At 47.4% G+C, this 23,615-nt stretch carries 18 protein-coding genes and 1 other annotated feature; of the genes, 9 read left to right on the top strand and 9 right to left on the bottom strand.

The features are described 5' to 3' along the window. Positions 1–61: 61 nt before the first annotated feature. Both alsS and budA read left to right on the top strand, forming a co-directional pair. Positions 62–1,753: an acetolactate synthase AlsS gene (gene alsS, locus M3N64_RS04250; protein ID WP_249098514.1), complete on the top strand. Its 1,692-nt coding sequence runs from the start codon at positions 62–64 to the stop codon at positions 1,751–1,753. Between the two features lie 210 nt (positions 1,754–1,963). Continuing rightward, positions 1,964–2,710, top strand: a complete 747-nt coding sequence (budA, locus tag M3N64_RS04245; protein WP_438270996.1) for an acetolactate decarboxylase — start codon at positions 1,964–1,966, stop codon at positions 2,708–2,710. Positions 2,711–3,175: 465 nt separating this feature from the next. Here the strand turns inward: budA and M3N64_RS04240 are convergent, their stop codons facing one another. Beyond that, entirely contained in the window at positions 3,176–3,760 is a 585-nt protein-coding gene (locus M3N64_RS04240) for a manganese efflux pump MntP (protein ID WP_249098511.1), read from the bottom strand. 170 nt (positions 3,761–3,930) lie between these two features. Between M3N64_RS04240 and M3N64_RS04235 the strand changes: the two genes are divergently transcribed. The 5 genes from M3N64_RS04235 to coaW all read left to right on the top strand — a co-directional run bounded on the left by M3N64_RS04235 (position 3,931) and on the right by coaW (position 9,100). After that, the gene (locus M3N64_RS04235) at positions 3,931–4,731 is read left to right on the top strand and encodes a class I SAM-dependent methyltransferase (protein ID WP_249098508.1); all 801 of its coding nucleotides are present in this window, start codon (positions 3,931–3,933) and stop codon (positions 4,729–4,731) included. Between the two features lie 43 nt (positions 4,732–4,774). Beyond that, complete coding sequence (locus tag M3N64_RS04230; RefSeq protein ID WP_249098505.1) at positions 4,775–5,569, top strand: TIGR00266 family protein; 795 nt, start codon at positions 4,775–4,777, stop codon at positions 5,567–5,569. A 63-nt stretch (positions 5,570–5,632) separates the two neighbouring features. Next, on the top strand, positions 5,633–6,574 hold the full coding sequence (locus tag M3N64_RS04225; RefSeq protein ID WP_249098502.1) for a WD40/YVTN/BNR-like repeat-containing protein: 942 nt from the start codon (positions 5,633–5,635) through the stop codon (positions 6,572–6,574). A 27-nt stretch (positions 6,575–6,601) separates the two neighbouring features. Then, positions 6,602–7,750, top strand: a complete 1,149-nt coding sequence (locus tag M3N64_RS04220; RefSeq protein WP_249098498.1) for an HAD family hydrolase — start codon at positions 6,602–6,604, stop codon at positions 7,748–7,750. A gap of 534 nt (positions 7,751–8,284) precedes the next feature. Next, entirely contained in the window at positions 8,285–9,100 is an 816-nt protein-coding gene (coaW, locus tag M3N64_RS04215; RefSeq protein ID WP_249098494.1) for a type II pantothenate kinase, read from the top strand. A gap of 363 nt (positions 9,101–9,463) precedes the next feature. On the opposite strand, the gene serA is transcribed toward coaW, so the two are convergent. The 3 genes from serA to hisC all read right to left on the bottom strand — a co-directional run bounded on the left by serA (position 9,464) and on the right by hisC (position 13,781). Continuing rightward, a complete protein-coding gene (gene serA, locus M3N64_RS04210) occupies positions 9,464–11,068 on the bottom strand; it encodes a phosphoglycerate dehydrogenase (RefSeq protein WP_249098490.1) in 1,605 nt (534 codons plus the stop codon). Beyond that, a complete protein-coding gene (locus M3N64_RS04205) occupies positions 11,061–12,221 on the bottom strand; it encodes a pyridoxal-phosphate-dependent aminotransferase family protein (RefSeq protein WP_249098487.1) in 1,161 nt (386 codons plus the stop codon). The genes serA and M3N64_RS04205 overlap by 8 nt, the downstream gene beginning before the upstream one ends. A gap of 81 nt (positions 12,222–12,302) precedes the next feature. After that, positions 12,303–12,540: a binding site (T-box leader), on the bottom strand. A gap of 143 nt (positions 12,541–12,683) precedes the next feature. Beyond that, entirely contained in the window at positions 12,684–13,781 is a 1,098-nt protein-coding gene (gene hisC, locus M3N64_RS04200; RefSeq protein ID WP_249098594.1) for a histidinol-phosphate transaminase, read from the bottom strand. Positions 13,782–14,133: 352 nt separating this feature from the next. Here hisC and M3N64_RS04195 point away from each other — a divergent pair, with 352 nt between their 5' ends. Beyond that, positions 14,134–14,973 carry a MurR/RpiR family transcriptional regulator gene (locus M3N64_RS04195; protein ID WP_249098484.1) on the top strand — a complete coding sequence of 280 codons (840 nt, stop codon included), beginning with the start codon at positions 14,134–14,136 and terminating at the stop codon, positions 14,971–14,973. Positions 14,974–15,151: 178 nt separating this feature from the next. On the opposite strand, the gene thrB is transcribed toward M3N64_RS04195, so the two are convergent. From thrB to M3N64_RS04170, 5 genes are all read right to left on the bottom strand, one after another. Then, positions 15,152–16,060: a homoserine kinase gene (gene thrB / locus M3N64_RS04190; protein ID WP_249098480.1), complete on the bottom strand. Its 909-nt coding sequence runs from the start codon at positions 16,058–16,060 to the stop codon at positions 15,152–15,154. Further along, entirely contained in the window at positions 16,057–17,115 is a 1,059-nt protein-coding gene (gene thrC / locus M3N64_RS04185; protein ID WP_249098478.1) for a threonine synthase, read from the bottom strand. Before thrC ends, thrB begins: the two co-directional genes overlap by 4 nt. Positions 17,116–17,119: 4 nt before the next feature. Beyond that, positions 17,120–18,406, bottom strand: coding sequence for a homoserine dehydrogenase (locus M3N64_RS04180; protein WP_249098475.1), 1,287 nt, complete (start codon positions 18,404–18,406; stop codon positions 17,120–17,122). Positions 18,407–18,707: 301 nt separating this feature from the next. Continuing rightward, positions 18,708–19,274 carry an SWIM zinc finger family protein gene (locus M3N64_RS04175; protein ID WP_249098471.1) on the bottom strand — a complete coding sequence of 189 codons (567 nt, stop codon included), beginning with the start codon at positions 19,272–19,274 and terminating at the stop codon, positions 18,708–18,710. Between the two features lie 3 nt (positions 19,275–19,277). After that, positions 19,278–22,343, bottom strand: a complete 3,066-nt coding sequence (locus M3N64_RS04170; protein WP_249098467.1) for a DEAD/DEAH box helicase — start codon at positions 22,341–22,343, stop codon at positions 19,278–19,280. A 447-nt stretch (positions 22,344–22,790) separates the two neighbouring features. On the opposite strand from M3N64_RS04170, the gene M3N64_RS04165 reads away from it, so the two are divergent. Beyond that, positions 22,791–23,609, top strand: a complete 819-nt coding sequence (locus tag M3N64_RS04165; protein ID WP_249098591.1) for a lipoate--protein ligase family protein — start codon at positions 22,791–22,793, stop codon at positions 23,607–23,609. The last annotated feature ends 6 nt before the right edge of the window (positions 23,610–23,615 follow it).

Below are 23,615 nucleotides of genomic sequence, written 5' to 3'. Positions count from 1 at the left end.
GCCTGCTGCTCAAGGAACGAGACAGCAGAATGTATCGTTCAAATAAGGAGGAACCAAAAAGGTGAGCAATGTGAAAAAAGAAAAGGAAGAGCAAAAACTTGCTACTGGTGCAGAACTCGTTGTCGATTGTTTGATTAAACAGGGAGTAGAATATATTTTTGGCATTCCCGGTGCAAAGATCGATGCGGTTTACGATGTTTTAAAAGACCGGGGACCTGAATTGATTGTTTGCCGTCACGAGCAGAATGCCGCTTTTATGGCCGCCGCTATCGGCAGAATTACCTGCAAACCCGGTGTATGTCTGGTCACCTCAGGCCCGGGGGCGTCTAATCTCGCAACCGGTATTGTTACCGCCAACGTGGAAAATGATCCGATTGTTGCGCTGGTCGGTGCGGTTCCACGTGCGGATCGCTTGAAACGCACGCATCAGTCTATGGACAATGCGGCACTGTTTCAGCCGATTTCCAAATTCAGTGCTGAGGTCGTTGATCCGAAGAACGTTCCGGAAGTTGTGACGAACGCCTTCCGTGCGGCGGAGTCCACATCCGCGGGCGCAAGTGTTGTCAGCTTTCCGCAGGATGTTCTGGTCTCGAAAACAACTGTAAATGCACTTGGGCCACTTGAGAGCCCCAAACTCGGCGTCGCTTCTGAGGAAGCAATTGATCGGGCGGTAGACGCAATAAAGCATGCGAAAATGCCGGTTATTCTTGCGGGCATGCGTGCCAACCGCTTCTCAGTGGTTGCAGCCGTACGCGCATTGCTGCGAAAGATTGCTTTTCCGGTTGTTGAAACGTTCCAGGCGGCGGGATTAATTCCACGCGATATGGAGGAACACTTCTTTGGACGGATCGGGCTGTTCCGCAACCAGCCGGGTGACCTGGTGCTTGAAAAAGCGGATGTCATTGTGACCATCGGTTACGACGCTGTCGAGTATGACCCGAAATTCTGGAACAATGTCGGATCACGGACGATTATTCATTTGGATGAAGTGCGTGCGGACATTGATCACTACTACCAGCCGTCGATTGAACTGGTTGGCGATATTCCGTCAACCGTTGAACGGATCAAGGAGAAACTGACAAATCTGAATATGACTGAGGAAAGTCTCAACTATTTAGAGAAAATGCGTCATAAGCTGGATGCGAACGATGAACCGCCGAAGCAGTCAAATGGCAATCTTGTTCATCCGCTGAACCTGATGCATACATTGCGCCGATTAATCAGTGATGAGACAACAGTTACCTGTGATGTCGGTTCCCATTACATCTGGATGGCACGCCATTTCCGCTCTTATGAACCGAAAACGCTGCTGTTCAGCAACGGCATGCAGACACTGGGTGTCGCACTTCCGTGGGCGATGGCGGCCTCACTTGTGCATCATCACGCAAAAACCATTTCGATGTCCGGGGACGGAGGCTTTCTGTTTTCCGCTATGGAATTGGAGACGGCAGTACGCCTGAAACTTCCGATTGTTCATCTTGTCTGGCGTGACGGCACTTACGACATGGTGGCTTTCCAGCAGCAAATGAAGTACAAACGAACATCCGGAGTTGACTTTGGGAAAATAGATATTGTCAAATATGCAGAATCATTCGGTGCAAAAGGATTGAGAGTAAGTCATCCGGATGATCTTGAAGCTGTTCTGAAAGAAGGAATTGCCTATCAGGATGGGCCGGTTATTATTGATATCCCTGTGGATTACAGTGATAATATTGCACTTGGCAAGAGTCTCATCCCGAATCAGCTGAACTGATCGAGACAGAAAATTTTTCCTTGTACTATAAGAAAGTATATAAAATTTAAGGAAAATAGTATAAGTGGTCCGAAAAAACGCCGCGTCCTGCGGCTTATCGGACACTAGGCCGTCCATGGCCGTCGCGACGGCGACTTCGCCCGTGTCAAAGGCTTGGCGGAGCCAAGTTTTCTAACGATCAATGTGTGAAACAAAATCTATATTACAGGTATTCCGAGAGAAAGAGGTAATTCAATGATGACGGGTACGAATAATGACGGACAGCTGTTTCAATTATCCACGATGTCGTCGCTTCTTGACGGTGTCTTTGAAGGTGCGATGACCTATGATGAAATAAAACAATACGGTGATTTCGGCATTGGGACCTTTGAACACCTGGATGGTGAATTGATCGCTTTTGACGGTGAATTTTACCGACTGCGCGGAGACGGAACCGCAACACCGCTAAAAAGCGAGGATCGGACTCCTTTTTGTTCACTGACTGATTTCCATCCGGCAATTGAAAAGACATTTGATAAGCCGCTTGATAAATCCTCTTTTGAACACGAAATGAAAAAGCTGATGAAGAGCGAAAATTTATTTTATGCTTTCCGTCTTGACGGCGTATTTAAGGAAGTAATCACGAGAACGGTTGCTTATCAGGATAAGCCTGTTCCGATGACTGAAGCGGTTAAAACGCAGCCGGTCTTTCATTTTAAAGGAGTCACGGGAACCATTGTCGGGTTCTGGTCACCAGCATTTATGCAGGGTATTGCGGTATCCGGATTTCATCTTCATTTTATTGATAAAGCCCGGAAAGGCGGGGGACACGTGCTCGATTACACCCTTGATCACGGTGATTTGCAAGTTGATCAGAAAACGCACATGAGTCTGTATACACCAGAGACGGCAGGTTTTTTGCATGCCAATTTATCCAGAAAAGATTTGGAAAAAGAAATTAAAATCACAGAAGGCTGAATGCCGTTCACGATATGTGAAGGATCCGGGGAGCAATCTCTCCCGGATCTTTTTTTCTTGTACTATAAGAAGGTTAAAAATTTAGCGGATTATATAGCATAAGTGCGACGGCCGTTTTGCCTTCGCCATAGGCTTGGCAAAGCCAGGTTTTCTAACAAATAAAGAAACTATATGATTGTTGACCCATATGAAAACCAATAAATCAGTGTCTTACCGAGCATCAAAGCGGAGGTGCGCTGGCGCCTGCGGAGCGTTCCCGTTGATCAGCGAGCCTGGGAAGACCCCGCAGGAATTTGCCTGCGGGGTCTTCCAGATCGCCCTCGGCAGGCGAGCAGCCACAGCAATGATATAGAACAACGAATCATGATCAGAGATTAAATACCAAATGCCCGGTTTCTCTTGTACTACTGCTGCATAAAAAAGGTCGGTCCGTCCGTCTATTTCCATTATCGGGGCGGATTGCAGTTACACAGATACGAAAAGGGTATAAATACCGATACAAATGAGTAAGAGCGAAGCGATGTATTCAGAGAGCGCACCGATGCGTGATCGTATTTTTGTCAGGCCGACTCTCTGTCCTGCATCTATGGAGAAAAAAGAAAGAAAAGAGACAGTGAATGCCACACCGATCGGATTTAACCTGCCAAGGCCTGCACCGAATGCGGTACCCATGGCATTGAAAGATAAGGCGAAACTTAACCAGAATGTCTCGTTGAAAGAGATCAGATTGTTTTGATCACGGTCAATCTGCTCTGCCTGCGGAAATGTTTTTGACAGTGTGTTTCGATTTTTAATGGCACTGAACAGTGACCATATGCCAATACCGAGGATCATGCTGCCGCTTGTCAGATTTGCATAAAAATCGGAAATCTTAAAGCCGACTACAGAACCGGCGATCAGCATAATCAAAGATGCAGCTAAAGCAACGGCAGCCATAAACAGATTGGCCTGCCATGTAATTTTTTTTCCTTTTATTCCAAACGACATGCCAACTGCAAAATTGTCAATACTCGCTGCGATACCGATTAACAGAATCATAAGCCAATGCATCGGGACATCTCCTCAGTCATTGAATTTGATGCGCGGACAAATGCGTGATCGTGTTTTAAAATTGCCCGGTCGGAAGGTATAGTATGTTAAAATAGAAAAGGTGTTCATTGTGGCATAAACGGGTGCGTCATGTGCGAGAACTCTGCACCGATAAATGTGCAGGGAGCGAATTGGAAGAAGCAGGTGATCGAGTGAAACAGAAAATACATACGCATGGTCTTTATGATGGTGCGGCTTATTATTATTTGAAGTATCGCGGTCAGTACAGTGAACGGACGATTCAAACCTTGGCTCTGAAATGCGGTCTGAACGGAAAGGGAAGGCTGCTGGATCTAGGATGCGGTACAGGAAAACTGACATTCCCGATGGCCGGATACTTTGAAGAGACTGTAGGTATTGATGTCAGTTCAGATATGCTTCAATCTGCAAAAAGTCAGTGCGAACTTTTCAATATTCAAACGATGAAATGGTTGAAAATGCCTTCGGAGGCGATCAGTTCGGACCTTGGAACTTTCAGAATGATCACGGCCGGAGACGCCTTTCACTGGATGGATCGGGAGCGTGTGCTCAGGTTGAGCTATGAACGGTTGCTGCCAGGTGGTGCCTTCGCGCTTGTCGGGCAGGGACACATGCTTGGCGATCGTTCGCTGAGGTGGCAACAAGCAGTCCAGCGTATTGTGGATAAATGGTTTCCTCATCTGCAGCGCATGAAGATCGCCCCCCGGCATGAACAACTGCTTGCTGAATCATCGTTCCATTCTTTACTGACGGGACAGATTCATTCGGAACGTGAACGTGATATTCCTTCAATTATCGGCTATCTGTATTCAACGTCCACCTGCCGAAAAAGTGTGCTTGGCAACGATGCGCAGCAGTTCGAGAAAGAAATTTACGATGCGTTGAAATCCGTTGATCCATCAGGTATTTTTAAAGAGCCGGTTACCGATTACTATATAATTGCTTTTAAATAGATCCGAGCGAATGGTTGATTCTAATGAGAAAAGGAGCAGGTATATGAATAATCATGAGATTGACTACAGAATCGAAGGCCAGGAAATGCAGTTCGTGGAAATCGAACTGGATCCGGGAGAAACGGTCATTGCCGAAGCCGGAAGCTTTATGATGATGGAAGATGGCATCGCTATGGAAACTATTTTCGGAGACGGAAGTAGTCAGAGTGGAGGCATTATGGGTAAGCTGTTTGGAGCCGGCAAACGGCTGCTTACCGGTGAGAGCCTGTTCATGACGGCATTTACCAATGAAGGAGCGGGAAAAAGGCATGTATCCTTTGCGTCACCGTATCCGGGAAGAATTATCCCATTGGATTTAAGCCTGTCTAGTGGCGAGATGATCTGCCAGAAGGATGCCTTTTTATGTGCCGCCAAAGGGGTTCAGGTCGGTATCGCCTTTCAAAAAAAGCTCAGTACCGGATTTTTCGGCGGCGAAGGATTTATCATGCAGAAGCTTGAAGGTGACGGCCTTGCCTTTGTTCATGCCGGTGGAATGATTAAGGAAATTGAACTGGAAGCCGGACAAACGCTGAAAATCGATACAGGCTGTCTGGTCGCCATGTCACGCGAGGTGGATTACGCCATTGAGTTTGTACGCGGTGTAAAGACAGCGTTGTTTGGCGGTGAAGGTCTATTTTTCGCAACTTTGAGGGGCCCGGGGAAAGTGATCGTTCAATCACTTCCATTCAGCCGTCTGGCCAGCCGTGTATTCAGCGCGATGCCAGGAAACCCGGCGGGACGAAGCAAGGACGAAGGCAGTCTTGGCGGTGGACTTTTTGATTTGTTCAATGGAGATTAAGCTATTGGAGAGCCAGAAAGGGCGCTGAATAAAAAAGAAAGATCGCTAACGGAGTGGTAGCAAGTGAACGAAACAAATGAAGCGGCATCCGGACGGAAAAGTGTATCCTGGGTATTTTGGCTGCTGGCCGCAAAAGTGATCTTTATCCTCCTGCTTGCGGGAGGAACCATCTGGATCATCTATGCAGTAAGCGCCATGCATTCTGGAAAAGGCAGCGTTCCTATTGCACGCGTGCAGGGAGCGGGGTATACGAAAGACGGGAAAACGCTCTGGCTGAGAACGGAGAACAGGCGCGTAAGCTATACGAAGGGGCGCTGGCATTCCGAAAAGGCTGATGATCTGGAGAAAACTTCCATCATTTTACCTTTCAGAACAGGTGTGGTCCAAGTGGACAGAACCGGAGCTGTGCAATGGAAAGCGCAGGATCAAAGGACGATTATCCGGCGTGACACGGTCACGCCTTCCGAAGGGCTGTGGGCGGCCGGTTATGAGTCGGAACACGTCTATCACCTATTTGCCCAGGGAAGTAATCTGATACTGCGTATCACCAGGGACAGCGGCCGTTCGTGGTTCCAAAGCAGGGCCGGACATGTAACAGGTGATGTGCAAGTGCTCGCCGTCTCGCCGGATGAACCAGACAAACTTGCCATTGGCACTACAGAAGGACTTTATGTCAGTGATGACAGCGGCGCACATTTTACACGTTTTCTGGCCGGCCGCTCGGTTACGAGTGCGGCATACAGCAGTGGTGGTACAACAACACTTTACGCCGCTGTGTCAGGCAAAGAAACATCATTATTTCAATTGATTCCCCAGCAGAACAAAATCATTGATCTTGATATGGGGACGGTCGAAAGTGATCGTCTGGTTCGTATTCTTCCGAATCCAAGAAAATACGCCGAATTGGTGATCATTACTCATCGCGGAGATCTGTATCGAACGGAGAACGGTGGTCAGAACTGGACAATTATTGCTAAAAATGGTCGCGGATTAAATGGAGAATGAGGTTATCCTGAAAATTTGAGGTGAGCTATGATTCAAACGGTTTTATTTGATGTCGACGGAGTTTTTCTCAGCGAGGAACGGTATTTTGACGCATCAGCACTTACGGTCCGAGAACTGCTGCTTAGTGAAAACTATTTGGGGATAGGGAACAACCGTAGTTTTCAAACCGACTACAGCAACGAAGAAATTGCCAAAATTCGTGCAGAAGAATTTTTGAATGATGACGTACTGAATTTCCTGAAATCAAGAGGAATGAATGCCAATTGGGATATGATCTATATTACTTTTTCCGTGCAGCTCATTCACCTGATCACCCAGCTTCCTGAACCGGAAAGAGGCAGGGCGGCTGAACTTCTGACCTATCCGGTTGATCGGAATACACTGGACCGTCTTCGGATGTTTTTTAAAGCACATCAGGTCAGACCCGACTTTTCTCGCTTTATGGCCGATTATGCATCTACAAAAGCGGTGAAACAGGAACTAATTATTTATCTGAATGAGCTGGCTGGCAGACGGCTGGGTATTGAGACTGATGTGTTTCAGCCAAAAAGCGCCTTGTGGCATGTTGGCGAACATGCTTCTCAGGAATGGTATATCGGAGATGAGCATGTACTTGCGGCAACAGGTCAACCTTCTGTGCAGACTGGAAAAAAAGGATTTATGAATGAAGAAGTTACACTGGCGGCCCCTGATTATATCCGCCGCATGTTTCGTTCATTCAGCGAGTCTGGTCTCCGCGTTGGCATTGCAACCGGGCGTCCGAGGCTGGAGACAGTCCGTCCTTTTACCTATTTGCATTGGATTGACGAGCTGGATCCGAATCATATAGTGACTGCCGATGATGTACTGGATGCGGAACGCAGATACGATGCTGCGCCGCTGGCAAAACCGCATCCGTTTACCTACCTTGCTTCATTTTATGGGAAAGACAGTGAAATGAAACGCTGGACCGTGCGCCAGCCTGAGAAACTGCCGAACGGAGAGCAAACGCTGATTGTCGGTGATTCACTTGCCGATTTGCTTTGCGCCAAACAGATTGGCTGCCGGTTTGCCGGTGTGCTGACCGGACTTTCCGGTCAGAAGGCGCGTACAGAACTTGCAGCAAACGGCGCTGATTTTATCCTTGATTCGGTAGCGGATATCAAGGACCTGGTTTTTGAGCTTTTAGAAAAATAAATGAATCAGAAGTAAGGCGGGCAAGCCGCCCGTTTTTTATCAAGATAAGAGTATAAGATTTTTGACCCATATGAAAACCAATAAACCAGTGTCCTACCGAGAATCAAAGCAAAGGTGCGCTGGCGCCTGCGGAGCGTTCCTGTTGATCAGCGAGCCAGGAAAGACCCCGCAGGAATTGGCCTGCCTGAGGAGGCTTCCAGATCGCCCGCGCGCAAGCAAACAACTGAAGTGCCGATTCAGTACTGTAAAGACATGAACCCAAATTCGATTACAGGAGTAAAAGGAACTTTCGCTAAGTGCGCATATGTCCTGTATGCAACGCAAAATTCACCGCTTTGTGCGGAAGTAAGGACCGGGTTATGCCCGGTTTTTCTTAATAAGAAAGGTTAAAATTCAGCGGATTATCGTATAAGTGCGACGGCATCTTTGCCTTCGCCAGAGGCTTGGCAAAGCCAAGTTTTCAAAGATAAAAGTGAGAAAAATCAGTCAGGCCTATTAATAAAAATCATGGTGATGGGGAAGAGGGGAACCATAGTGTCAACAGCTGATCGAATTGGCGTAGATGCTGGCGGAACGTTAATTAAAGCCGCAGTGCATAGAGAGGAAAAATGGATCTATCGTTCTTTCCCGCTGTCCCAGATTGACGCGTGTGCGGAATGGCTTCATCTCATTTCCTCTGAGCGTTCCATTCATCTGACAGGGGGAAAGGCGGGTAAGCTGAAAGAGAGGCTGCGTGGCCGGACGAGCGTGATTTTTCCGGAATTTGCAGTGTCGGCTGAGGGAGCGCGTCAGTTGATTGCATATGAGCGCGACGTGGTTCCGGATGCGTTTCTGCTTACCAATGTCGGTACCGGAACATCGCTGAATTATGTCCACAGCGGGAAAATTGACTGGATGGGGGGCAGCGGCGTTGGTGGCGGTACAATCATCGGTTTATCGGGGCTGCTTACCGGTATCTATGATTTTGACACCTTGATCCAATACGCGTCGCGAGGCAGGAGAACCATGATTGATTTGACAGTCGCACGGATATATGAAGGCGAAGAGCCTCCAATTGCCGGCGATCTGACTGCGAGCAATTTCGGGGCCGTGTCTAAAGACAGTAGTTCATCATCTCCTGAAGACCAGATCGCTTCTGTCATTGGCCTTGTAGCAGAAACGGTTACCTCACTCAGTATTCTGGCGGCACAGAGGGCTGGGGTGAACACAGTGATTTTTGCAGGCAGCACATTTTCGGGAAACGAGCTGCTGACGGAGATTGTCAAGCGATACTGTGCGGAGTGGGGAATAACAGCAATGATACCACGGCACGGTGCTTATTGTGGTGCCATCGGTGCCGCCTGTTCCTAAGGAAAAGAGTCCCAAAATTGGAATCGAAGTTAGAACGAAGGGAGTTACACTTGTAACGATTGAACCCAAAGGCTAACCCATTTACTAGTTGTATCTACCCCATCAAACATGTAGCAAAATCATGGAAAGACGTAGCAAAATTCCAGAATCGTAATAAAGAGCTTCAAACGTGTAACGTATTTTCGAACACGTAAGGAAATCACTTCATAATCCGATGTTACAGCCAGAACTTTCCATTGAATAAGATTTTTTGGTCCGGCAAATATCTTTTTTGCAAGTAAGTCATGCAATTTGGTAAAGACAAGTTAATAAACAGCCTGTCCCCCTGGGAGACAGACTGTTTATTAAGGGGCATATAATCAATTAGTCAGCGGATTGTTCAATGTCGATTTTTGCAAACTGGGCATCATTCAAAGCACGGATGCCCAAAATCTGATCACGCAGTGCATCGGAAACCGGCCGGTCAACAGTCAGCACCATAATGGCGTTGCCACCAACGGCTTGCCGTCCCACATACATACTGCCTATGTTGATATGATTTTCACCGAGAATTGAACCGACGCTCCCAATCATGCCGGGTACGTCTTGGTGGTCGATATAGAGGAGATACTTTTCTGGTTCCATATCAAGCCGGTAGCCGTTGATGGAAACGATACGCCCGCCAAATCCGGGCAGGTACGTGCAGGCAATTGTCGCGTGATCATCACCATTGGCAATTTCCAGCTCAATAAAATTTGTAAATCCTTTGTGCGCTGCATTTTTCTGAACGCTGTAGGAGAGGCCATGCGCCTTGAGCACTTGCATCACGTTCACAATATTAATGGAAGAGTCCAGATAGTAGGAGAGCAGTGCTTTAATCATCTGGCGTGTGAGCATCCCCGTATCTTCCAGAAAAAGCTCGCCGTAATAATTAATATTAATTTTTTCCGGAGCCTTTTTGAAAATCTGCATCAGAAATTCAGCCATTTGCTCGCTTAACGTGAGATAGGGGCGGATTTTCCGCTCCACGGATGCTGAGACATGTGGCAGATTAATCGCATGCTGGACGCTGCCGGATGTGAAGATCGCAACGATTTCTTCACTGACTGATTCCGCAACTTTCTCCTGAGCCTCTGCTGTTGAGGCGCCGAGATGCGGTGTCACAATGATCCTTGGATTTTGTGTCAGTCCGGTATTTTCCGGAGGTTCGTGTTCAAATACATCGATCGCTGCTCCGGCAACCTGTCCATCGTTGACCGCACGCACCAGCGCCTGTTCATCGATGATTCCGCCACGGGCACAGTTAATGATACGCACCCCTTCCTTGGTTCTTGCCAGAAAATCCGCATTGATTAATCCTTTCGTTTCCGGCGTCAGCGGCGTGTGTACGGTAATGAAATCAGCTTGTGCAGCGATTTCACCCAGGCTTGCTTTAATAATTCCAAGCTTTTTGGCTCGATCTTCGGTAAGAAAGGGGTCATAGCCGAGAATGTTCATTTGAAAGCCCTTTGCGCGCCTGGCGACTTCCGTTCCGATTCTGCCCATGCCGACAACGCCAAGCGTTTTTTGATAAAGCTCCACGCCTTTAAAGCGTTTCCGGTCCCATTTTCCGGATGTCAGTGAGCCGTATGCCTGCGGAATATTGCGGGCAAGGGCAAGCATCATTGCCATTGTATGCTCGGTCGCGGCAATCGTGTTTCCGGCTGGGGCATTGATGACAATAATGCCTTTTTCCGTAGCGGCATCGATATCAATGTTATCAATGCCGACACCGGCACGGGCGATAACCTTTAACCGGTCAGCGGATTGAATCAGGTCGCGTGTAACTTGCGTCTGGCTGCGTACAATCAACGCGTCATAGTCTTTAAGCTGCTCGGCAAGCACATCCGGGTCCAGACCGGTTTTCTGGCTGACTTCAAATTCCTGATGATTGGTTAATGAGCGGATCCCAGTTTCACTGATCGGATCGGTAACGATGACTTTAAACATATTGTGCATAAACCTCCTCGGCTTTCTTAACGGCAGCTCCGAACCGCGGTTTTTGTCCGAACTTTGCAAGCGTCAGTTCAAGTGCACTCAGCACTTTGAGCACATCAAACGGAGTGCAGTAGCCCATATGGCCGATCCGAAAAATTTTCCCTTTCAAATCTTTTTGTCCGCCGGCGATCGTGATGGAAAAATCTTTTTTTAATGCTTTCTGGATGTCCGGAGCTGAAACGGTTTCCGGACGAACGGCGGTTACGGTTGGCGAGGCGTCTTCTTCCGTTGTCAGCAGCGGGAGATCCAGCGCGCGCAGACCGGCACGCATCATATCACGGAGCAGAAGATGACGCCGGATTACATTTTCCCAGCCCTCGTCCTCAATCATTGCACATACGGCCTGCGCACCCTGAATCAGAGAAACAGCCGGTGTAAACGGTGTTGACTTCTGTTTCTCATAGGTGTCGACATAACGCTTCAAATCAAGATAAAATCGACGTTCGGGACATTCGCGAATGGCTTGCAGTCCTCGGTCGCTGAAGGCCACGAAAGCAAGACCCGGCGGCAGCATCAGCGCCTTTTGCGAACTGGTCACGAGCAGGTCGATATGATCATTTTCCATATCAACCGGAACGGCGCCGATACAGCTGACGCCATCGACGATGAACAGTGCGTCCGTTTTTTCTTTCACTACCTGACCCAGTGTGTGAATCGGATTCAACACACCGGTTGACGTTTCGTTAAACGTCGCAAACACGGCTTTGATCGGTACTCCTTCCAAATTGTCGATAAAGGCATCCAGCTGTTCGGGTGAACAGGATTTTCCCCATTCGATGGGTAAGCGGTGGACCGTTGCCCCATAGTTTTCGGCAATCGATGCCAATCGGTCGCCAAATGATCCGGCAACAATCACAATCGCATGATCGCCTTCGTGGACTGTGTTAACAACGGCCGCTTCAAGCGCCGAGGTACCGCTGCTAGTCAGAATGGCAACCGGATGCTTTGTTCCAAACACAGGCTGAAGTCTTGTTGCCACGTCTTCAATCAAAACGGAAAAATCCGGACTGCGGTGTCCGATCATCGGCCGTGCCATAGCTTCGTTTACCTGATTCGGAATCGGCGTCGGCCCGGGCGTAAACAAATAGGTCTGATCTAAAAACATTTAAGCTCATCCTTCCTGTTATCTCTGACTTGCGGGAACAGTTAAAAATATAAAAACGTCCCCCGCAGCATGAAAAATGCTGCGAGGGACGTGATTATCGTGGTGCCACCCTCATTTACCGCCAGGACAGAATCATTGGCGGCCTTCATTAACGAAGATAACGGTATTTCACCGAGTCCACATACTGACTGGGTATATACCAGCTTTCTGCGGATCTGCTCTGGAGTGCTCAATCGTCAGAAGACGTACCGGTTTTCAGCTAAGTCCGGCTCTCTGGGACGGATTTCACGGCGACTGCTGTCTCCATCATCGCAAATTTGATTTTCATTTGCATCATTGATTGTGTCCAAATTGTAACAGCAAACCAGTTTTTTGTAAAGACCAATTTTTTGCAATATAAGAAAACGGAAAATTTTTCAGGATTAGAGAGTTTTCTGATATTTTTTCGAGAACGGCAAAAGGTTAAATACTTGACTCGGTCACACGGTCAAGCAGCGTTTTTTCGAGTATGGGCAAAAAACGCTTCATATCTTCTGATTTTCCTATTGTTACACGCACGCCGTCCTGAAAAGAATTGATCAGGAATCCATGTTTTCTGCAATATAAAGCGACCTGTTCTGGATGATCCGTTTTTATGTAAATGAAGTTTGCCTGGCTGTCAAAAAACTGAATACCTTTTTTTCTTAAAAATATGGCGGTTTCAGCCAAAACTTTGCGATTTTTGTTAATACAATCCTTTTTAAAAGCATCGTCTCTCAGCGCGGCCAGTGCAGCGACCTGACTAAGCCTCGGATTGTTAAAAGGAGGACGTACTTTATTGATTTCATCGATGATGCGTAAGCTTCCGATCGCATAGCCAATGCGGAAAGAGGCAAGCCCGTATGCTTTTGAGAAGGTACGCAAGACGAGTACGTTTTCGAAAGCATTGAGATAGTTCAAACCATTGGGAAAGTCTTTCGCGGTCACAAAATCGATATAGGCTTCGTCAATGACAATCAGCACATTTTTAGGAACGGCTTCGATGAAAGCGTCCAGCTCATCCTTGGTTAAGTAGGTACCGGTCGGATTATTCGGATTGCAGATCCATACGACTTTTGTCGTTCCATCGATGGCCCTGAGCATGGCTTGCAAATCATGCTTTCCATCAGGCGTGCATGGGATTTTCTTCGTTGCCGCGCCTTCAATTTGCGCGTGACAATAGTATTCGTAAAAGGTTGGCCATGCCATGACTATGCTGCTGGATGCGTCAAGAAAGGCACGACTTATTAAAACAATGATTTCATCCAGACCGGCACCGAACAGAAAACGATCCGAGTGCACGCAAAGCCTTTTAGACAGTTCATCCCTGAGGTCGGAATTCCGGCAGTCCGGATAAAGCTCGGGGAAAAGTGCGTCTTCGATAATCGCTTTTTGGACATTTGGCGAAGCGCCATAAACATTTTCATTGGAATCCAGTTTGACGACCTTTTCCAAACCATACATCTTTTTTATCTCATCCGTTGATGGACCGGGTTGATAAGCGCTTAATTTTTCCAGATTTTTCTTGAATATGGATTGCATCACTCTTCATTACCCCCGTTATTGTCATCGCTGTCAATCATCTGCATCCACTCCATTGAAGCATGGAATGAGAAGAATGTAAAGGCTGTGTCAGGAATGATCACAAGTCATATGAAAAAGTAAGCGATTCTTAATCGTCAAATCCTGCGTCTTTGTGTTACTGAAAAACAGTGCAATACGCTGCAGAAATTTTAGTGTGAGCGGGGGAGAGGTAAACAGCCAATTTGATTATGGCCAGTGTTTTGATGAAAAAAGTTAACAAATCGTGACAAAAGAAAACGTTTGCAGAAATTTATTTTCAAATGAAAGCGTTTGATGTACAATAAAAACATAGATTAAGGGGTGATTGATAATGACAGAAAGTCAATGTATCGTTCGTATTCAGTCCGCATATCCGCACTTAAGTGAAAAGGAACGCAAAATAGCCGATTATATTTTAGAGGATCCAAAAGAGACGATTCATAGCAGTATCAATCAGGTCGCGGCACGGATCAAAGTTGCCGATGCGACTGTGTTTCGCCTTTGCCGGCGTCTCGGCTTCAAAGGTTTTCAGGAAATGAAAATCGTACTTGCGGCGGACATTGCCCGAAGCAAACGCTTTACCGAAAAAGATGAGGAACAGAAGGACTCGATTCTGAATCTGGCTGAGAAGGTCTTTCAGGATAATATTCGAACCCTGGAAAATACGTATCAGATTCTGAATGGTGAAGCATTTAAGAAAGCGGTTAATTATTTAGCCCACTCAGAACGTATTGCTTTTTTTGGAAGCAGCGGTTCCGCATTAATCGCCCAGGAGGCACACAGGAAGTTCGTGCGTGCAGGAATCATGACATATGCTCCCGGAGACGGAGAGTTTCAGATGCTGTCAGCTTCGCAGCTGACGGAGCATGATGCGGCTGTATTTATTTCCTATTCGGCAACGGATAAGCATCTCGTTCAGGTTGCAAGAACAGTAAAGCAAAGAAATTGTCCCGCGATCGGAATCACTGGATTCATGAAATCCGCACTGGCTGAATTGATGGATGTGGCTATGCATACCGTTTCGGTTCCGACCGATTTTCGATCGGAGTCGTATGTCGCACGTGCTGCACAGGTGACGATGATTGACGCATTGTTTGTCAGTGTCATGAATGAACGCAAAAATGTACGGTTAACAGACCGTCAGTTCGTGAACGCGTATGCTCAAGGCTGATCGGCAGCTTATTACAGCATGGAATGGCGAACAATAAAAAGTATATAAAGGCAGCCGAGAATAGCGGCAAACAGAATGATGAAACCCCAGGCGATTTTTACTTTCATAAAAAAGAACCTCCTCGATTACTTTAGTGTGAGCAATTGAGGAGGTTTCTATGTCCCTTGAATCCAGCAATCTATTCTGGCGCTACAATATGGGTGCGCACTCCCTCGCCAACTGGTCGAAGCACAGTACATTCATAGTCTGGAAAAGCCTCTTGCAGGCACTGACAGACCTGTGCGCTTTTATCGTGATCGACCAGTGACATGACCGTGGGACCGGCACCGCTTAAGAAGGTGCCGTATGCGCCGTTCTTTCGTGCAATTTGCGTGATTTTCTCCATATCCGGTATCAGTTCCGATCTGTATGGCTGGTGGAATTTGTCGCTTTCCATCATTTTTCCGGCAGTCGCTCCGTCTCCGGTCAGCAGCGCAGCAACCAGCACGTTGCCAATACTGCTTGCCTCAATGGCATCTTTAAAAGAGAGGTTTTCCGGTAAAACTTTTCGCGCGTTGACTGTTTTCAGTTCAAAGTCGGGAATGACTGTCACAAAGTCATAGTCGGGCGCACGCAGCAAAACACTGGCAACCTTGGTTTTCGATTGTGTGGAAACGACCATTCCCCCGTAAAGCGAGGCGGTGACATTGTCCGGGTGACCTTCTGCGCGGCAGGCAATCCACGATTTTTCCTCAATTGAAAGATTAAGATTCAGCAGAAAGTCAGCAAGTTCAATGCCTGCGATGATTGCCGATCCGCTGCTGCCTAGTCCACGTGAGAGCGGGATGTCGTTATACACATCCACGGAATAGGCAGGCAATGTTTTCCCGTGTTCCTCTGCGAGCTCCTTTGCAGTCATATAGATCAGATTGCTTTCAAGTGACGGGTGGAACGCTGGCTGGTTCACGTAATAAAAACGCCATGCATTTGATTTCGAAGCATTCAGGATCAGATACCGGTCAATGGCAAGACCGATTGAGTCAAACCCCGGTCCAAGATTCGCGGTGCTGCCCGGAACCTTGATCTGGAATGCAGCAGGACTGCTCATTTGGCCACCTTCTGCAAATGGTCAACGACGGCAGAGGCGGCTGCTCCGATTATAGTGGGCTCAATGGTCAGCGTGTCCATTGCGGTTGCAGGATCTTTCAGTCCGTTTCCGGTCAGGATACATACAATCTTTGATCCCTTTCTGATTTTGCCAGCCTTGACGTGCTTTATTAATCCGGCAATGGAAGCGCAGGAAGCAGGTTCTGCAAACACACCCTCTGTGCGCGCGATCAGCTTGTATGCAGCAATAATTTCATCATCGGTAACTGAATCAATTTCACCTCCGGATTCCTTTTCGGCGGCAACGGCCAGTTTCCAGCTTGCCGGATTGCCGATGCGAATGGCGGTCGCAATGGTTTCCGGGTGTTCGATGACTTTATTTTTGACGATAGCTGCTGATCCTTCTGCCTCAAATCCATGAATTTCAGGCGTAGCGATGTGACGCATGTCACGCAATTCTTTGAAACCTTTCCAGTATGCGGAAATATTGCCTGCGTTGCCGACAGGAATACAGAGAATGTCCGGAGCTGTTCCAAGCTGTTCAACAATTTCGTAAGCGCCTGTTTTCTGACCCTCGAGGCGGTATGGATTAATCGAGTTGACAATCGTAAAATCGGAATGTTCACCTGTGTAGCGGACAATGTCAAGTGCCTGGTCAAAATTTCCGTTTACCTCGAAAATTTTTGCGCCGTACATTACGGACTGTGCCAGTTTGCCAAGTGCGATTTTTCCTTTTGGAATGACAATGATGCAGTCCATTCCAGCGCGGGCGCTGTATGCTGCCGCGGATGCCGATGTGTTGCCGGTGGAAGCACAGATGACACCGGTACTGCCACTTTCTTTCGCTTTAGCGACAGCAAGAAACATACCGCGATCTTTAAAACTTCCGGTTGGATTTAATCCTTCGAATTTTCCGTAAATGTCACAGCCGAGCGACTCAGACAGCTTTTCAAGCGGGATGAGCGGCGTGTTTCCTTCAAGCAGAGTCAGGCGCGGTGTTTTGTCGGTGATTGGCAGAACATCCTTATACTTCTCCATTAAGCCTTTCCAAACCATGAAATTAACCCCTTTCAACGCGGAAATATTTTGCGTTTACAATGACATCCAGTTTTTTTAACATGTCAAACGTTGTCTCAAAAAGCAATTTATTGGTAATATGCGTAACAATGGCTACTTCCGCAACGTCGCGTCCCGGAATCGGTTCCTGATAGAGTTTGCTGATGTTGATTCTCCGGTCTTTGAAAAGATCGGTAAGCCTGGAGAAGGATCCGGGCTCGTCTTTCATATGCAAGCGGACAAAAAACTGGCTTTCAACAAGATTTTCTTTACGGGGCCGCAGCTCCCTCTTTGGAAGGAAAATATGATTTCCCGTAATGCCGAGCTTCATATTTCGGATGACCGACAGCAAATCGGAAACAACAGAGACGGCGGTCGGTCCTTCACCGGCACCGGCACCATAATACATCGTTTCACCAAGTGCCGAACTATACACATAGATCGCATTGTTCTCATTTTCAACCGAAGCGAGGGGATGACCGTCCGGAAGAAGGGTGGGCTCGACACGGACATCGATGGCTCCGTTGTTGACTTCTGAAATACCGACCAGTTTAATTGTATACCCAAGTTTTTTAGCAAAAACAATATCTTCTCGGGACACATCGGTAATGCCGATAATTTTGACATCATCCAGTCTGACCGGAATTGAATAAGCAAGATGGCTGAGGATAACCATTTTTCGGGCGGCATCCAGCCCTTCAACATCCGAGGTCGGATCGGCTTCAGCAAATCCAAGGCGCTGCGCAGACGAAAGCGCCTTTTCGTATGATAGTCCTTCGCTGCTCATCTTGCTTAAAATATAATTTGTCGTACCGTTCACAATGCCGATCATTTTCTGGATCCGATCCGCCGAGAGACCGTCAGTCAGCGTTCGTAAAATAGGAATGCCTCCGGCAACACTCGCTTCATAATACAAATCACATCCGTGCGTACGTGCCTCCAGAAGTAATTCTTCCCCATAGGAAGCCATGAGATCCTTGTTCGCAGTAATGACGTTTTTTTTATTCCTGAGTGCCCGAAGGATGTAGCGGTAAGCAAGCTCAATGCCCCCGATCAGTTCAATAATGATGTCAATGTTCGGGTCATCCAGAATTTCATAAGCATCCGTGGTTAATGTTCGATTATCGATGAGCACTTTTCTTGCTCTGTTCTTATTCCTGACAAGTATTTTTGCGATATGTATTTCGCAGTTTGCACGTTCTTCAAGGCGTTCAGTGTCTTTTGCGAGCAGACGAACTACACCCGTGCCGACCGTACCGAATCCCAGCAAGCCTACGGACACCCTCTTCAATTTTTATCACTCCTCGTTTGCAGCAAGCACTGCGATCACGAAAAAAAGCAGATTAGAACGCGGACAGCGCAATGTCGCAATAACCTGCACTTTTCTATTTTTCAGTTAATAGCCGTATGAAGTTATGTACCTTGCATTATAACCCGAAGAAAGTGTGACAACAAGACTATTTTTCAGGATAAACCTGTCAATGATATGAAAATAAGAGATTAATTCCATGAAAAAATGAGTGCAGGACTACCGGAAAGAGCAGAATGAAAGCCCTTGTTAAAAAGCTTTTTGTTGCACGGGTGCGCATGCGTCATTCATGTGCGAAATCAGAACGGTGCGCGGAATGGGCCATCACTTCCTGCATGATCTGTTCTGCGTTGATTTGAAGATCCGGCCGCAATACAAGTTTACTTGCATCGAAGTGCGAGTAGCTTGGAAGCTCCGATGCGGTAAGCTTTCTCAGGCGATTCAGACGGTTTCGGTAATCAGGACTGTCGCCTGTATCGATACCATTGATGCTGAAGTGGGCCGGCTCGGTCTTGTCAAGACGCATGATCCAATAGATCATCGCAGCGGTTATGTGTTCACAATATGTTTTTCTGGAAGGGCAGGAACAATGAACATGCAGTTTCTTAAGATCAGGAGGCAGAGCACGCGTGGAGGGGTCTGCCTTCCAGATGACTTTCACTTGAAAGAACGTGCTGTGAATGTCTTCAACACTCGCGTGCAATCGATTTGCAGATACATGATAATCCCAAACCCGATGCCTGTCGAACAGCAGAATGCCACGTTCAAAAACACTGCGACCGGCCACCGCGGCATATGAAGAAAGCCAGTCAGCAAGATATGCGTTACGAAAGCTCAGTTTCCTTCCCATTATTCATACTGCCCCCTCATGTAGCTGGATTAATTGCAGCAGTTCCTGATCGCTCATTTCAGTCAGCCATGAGTCACTGCCGCTCAGTATTTGTTTCTGCAGGCCTTTTTTTCTTTCAATCAGAAGATCTATCTGTTCTTCCAATGTGCCTTCACAGATCAGTTTATATACGTAAATATTTCGTTTCTGACCGATGCGGTAAGCGCGATCGGTCGCCTGTTCTTCGACTGCCGGGTTCCACCAGCGATCATAATGCACGACATACCGCGCCGCAGTCAGGTTAATTCCGACACCGCCCGCTTTCAGAGAAAGAATGAACAGCATTTTTTGTGGCGATGAATTTTGAAAGCGATCAATCATTTTTTGGCGCTGTTCACCGCTCAGACCGCCGTGAAGAAAGAATACAGGCATATCCGGATATCGGTTCTGAACTTCTGCCTGCAAAATCTTCCCCATTTTTACGTACTGTGTAAACAAAAGCACTTTTTCATTTTGCTGAAAAAGGGGGTCGAGGAGGTGAAACAGCAGGTTCAGTTTTCCAGATGCCGGCTGCGCGTTCACACTCGAATCAGGCTGGTCACTGACAAGAGCGGGATGGTCGCATACTTGCTTTAATTTAGTCAGTGCGGATAAAATTAACCCCTTCCTCCGGATGCCGCCGGTTTCCGATACCGTTTGCTCAAGCTTATTCACGATTGACTGATAAAGAGAAGCCTGCCTCTTGGTTAAATTGCAGATCTGTTTTGTTTCCATTTTTTCAGGCAGATCACGGATGACACGTTTGTCGGTTTTTTCACGGCGAAGAAGGAAAGGACGGATGATCTGTGTCAGTTGATTCGATTTGGAACGGCTGTTTTTCTTTTCAATCGGATGAATGAATCGGGTTCGAAAGCGATCCAGCGTGCCAAGGTATCCGGGATTCAGAAAATCCATGATTGACCATAGTTCCTCAAGCCGGTTTTCAATGGGTGTGCCTGTCAGTGCCAGCCGATGCTCCGCTTGAATCATGCGCAGCGCACGCGTCTTTTGAGCATGCGGATTTTTTATTGCCTGCGCTTCATCAAGAATAACGCTATTCCAGTGCAACGTGAGCAGCTGTGCCGCTTCTTTCGTATAGATTGCGTAGCTCGTCACGGCCACGTCGCAAGTACGCAGCCGATCAAGCAGGGCCGTGCCGTGAAGCCGGTGGATACCATGATGAATGTAGAGATCAAGTTGCGGCGAAAAAACGGCGCATTCATGTTTCCAGTTTGCAACAAGTGATGTCGGGCAAATGATCAGCGATGGGGCGGCAGAGCTTGCCGATTCGGATGTCTGCCGCTGCTGTTTGCAATGATCCAGATAGGCAATGGTCTGAACGGTTTTACCAAGCCCCATATCGTCAGCCAGGCATCCGCCTACATGCCGGTGGCGCAGATTAACGAGCCACGTATAGCCCTTTTTCTGATACGGACGCAGGTTTCCGATAAAGTTATCCGGCAGTGGCAAGGTGCGTGTCGGCATTTTTAACAGCTGATGCAGATAACTGCCAAACGCTTTGTCAAGATGGACGGTGATTGCACTGTTCCGTTTTCGGCGTCGGGCTGCCTCGATTTTTAAAGCAGACGCGGCCACGGCTTTTGTTCCAATGAGATTCATTGTGTCTGTTATCTCTTCATAAGTTTGCCTCAGCTGCCCGTAGGACAGATGTATCCATTGATTTCCTTTTTTAATAAAAGGCCGATTTGTTTTGACAAGCTGTCTGAATTTCTCGGCGCTTAATTCAATATCGCCGATCGCGATGCGCCAGTCATAGCTGATCAATGTATGTAAACTGAACAAAGCAGCGTCTTTTTCGGTATCCTGACGACGAATGTCAAGATCAACCGTGACCGGTTCTGCGTGCCTGATGGTCAGGTGATCAGGAAACAGCACGTGAATGGAAGCCGTTTCCAGAGCCTGCGCATATTCGTATAACTGCGAAATCGCCTGCACGGACAAGTGGCCCTCTGCTGTATCTTTAAGTAGGGAATAGACGGCTTCAGGGACCTGCTTTTTAATTATTGTTAACTGTTTTGAAAACCAGTGTTCAGGATCAAGGGAAAGAAGCTCTTCTGCTTCTTTCATTGAACGGTTCACGCGTTTTCCGTTTTGCCAGCCGGCAATCTGAATCTCATAATCCCAAATGGCGTACATTGAGAACGGATCATCGGGATTTTCCGGACGAAGCACGATGTTGATCGCTTCAGGACGGAAAAAGCGTTCTGCTTGTTCGCGTTTATAACTGAGCAGTGCCTGTGACCAGGAATCTGATTGCGCGGAAAGCACAGGCTGAATCCAACCGGCCATTTCAAGTTCGAATCGTTCCGCCTCTTTAATTAAAGATGGATCGGCAGTGATTAGCCACGGTTCTTCTGTCCCAGACAGCGGATTTCCATTGGTTATTTTGTTCATTAATATATCATGCGTCTCCACCGCGGGCGACTCGTCTGATAATGAAGTTTTGTGTCTGGCACGGATCAACGCATTGAGCCAGTAAATGAAAATCAAATAGAGCCATTGCTGGACCTTCTGATCCTGGAGTCTGTCAATGGAAAAGGCGAGCTGCGGCAGCCGTCGCAGCCAATCGGCGAAAAGGCCGCTTTCAGTGAGCGTGCGCGTATCCGGCATCCAGTGACAGTAGAAGCATTGTTCATTCCTACCCCGTTTCAGGTGATAGAAATAAGGATAAAACAGTCCTTTTTCCAATAAAATATCTACAGCTTCTGAGATTTGCCGAAACCATTGTATGGTCTTGCCAGGATATAGCGCATTTTTATATTCAGAAACGGCATTGCTGCGAATCAGTCGATAGGCACCGGCCATCGGCATGATGGCACCTTCAACAACCGTTTTTTCATCAACAAATTTTGCTTTATAAGGGAGAAAAGGGAAGGACGAATTTTCTTCCAGCCACGCAGGAAATGAATCTGGATGTTGTAATCGGTTGGGGAAGGGGAGCGCGCGCCCATCTCTGCCCGTAAACCAGATGAAAAAATTCCACGTATGTTCAATGTGGGGTAAAAAAGTCATTTGAAGCAAGCGATCCATTAAATGAAGATCTCCTTAATCCGTAAGATCGGAATCCCTAATTTAAGTGATTTCATGGCCTGATCCTTATCTAATCCAGTGTAGCACAGGTAAGATCAAGAAAGATACTGCAAACAATGACGTTTCTATTTGTTCAATCATCGATGCATTGGCAGGCTGTTCCTGTTATGATGAATAGGAAGCAGGTTAAGTGCTTTATCAAGCAGTATGACACGAAGAGATGTGCAACTATACCTCAGGTGTTAATTCATTTTGGGCGCCCAATCCGTATCCGATTTTGCAGTAAACCGAACCGGAATTTCTGGTAAAGAGCAGCAGGATTTATTAACATAGTCCTGCTCTGCGATGTGAGCGCTGACATCTGGCGTGCTTTTCGGAAAATTGGCGGATGAGCGAGGCGGCTATTAAGAATGGCGAGGGTTGATTAAGGATGGATGACCTATGAACATGCATGTAAATGAATGGTTTTTCCTTGACTCCGGCATCCACACGCCAGCCTATAATATGGCGCTGGACGAATATTTACTTAAATGCGGAGCAAACGGAAGAAAGCAGCCTGTACTTCGATTTTACGGTTGGGATCCACCGGGACTTTCGATCGGATACTTTCAAAAAACTGAGGGAAAAATTAACTGGGATGGAGCAAGAGCACACCATATTGACTGTGTCCGCCGTTTAACTGGCGGGCTTGCAGTACTCCATCATGATGAACTGACTTACAGTGTGGTGCTTCCGGAAGACTATCCGTGTATGCCGCATTCTGTTGTCGGTGCGTACCGGGTGCTTTCGCGCGGCCTGCTTGAAGGGTTCAGGGCTTTAGGGCTGGACGCGAATCTGGCCGTTCCCGAATCCAAGGGCGGCAACGCGCATTCACCGGTATGTTTTGAGGAAGCTTCCTGGTACGAGCTTGTTGTTGAAGGACGGAAAGCGGCAGGCAGTGCACAGACAAGGCAGAAAGGAATGATTCTGCAGCATGGATCCATTCCGATTTCAGTCGATGAAGATGAACTGTTTGACTGCTTTTGTTATGCAAATGAACGGATTAAAAAACGAGCGAAAGAGGCATTTTCCAGAAAGGCGGTCAGCCTTGAATCACTCCTTGGCCGCAAAGTTGAACTGGGCGAGGTAAAAAGCGCCTTTTATCAAGGGTTTGAAAGGGGACTGGGCATTACTTTGCACCCTTTGGACTGGACGGACGACGATGAACGTGCTGTTCTTGAGCTGGAGCAGAAATATAAAACAGAGCAATGGAACAGATCAAGGTGAGGCAGG

Source organism: Sporolactobacillus mangiferae (genome assembly GCF_023336505.1).
GTDB lineage: Bacteria > Bacillota > Bacilli > Bacillales > Sporolactobacillaceae > Sporolactobacillus > Sporolactobacillus mangiferae.
The sequence above is the reverse complement of the archived record's forward strand: the minus strand, read 5'-3'. Positions and strand labels throughout refer to the sequence as shown.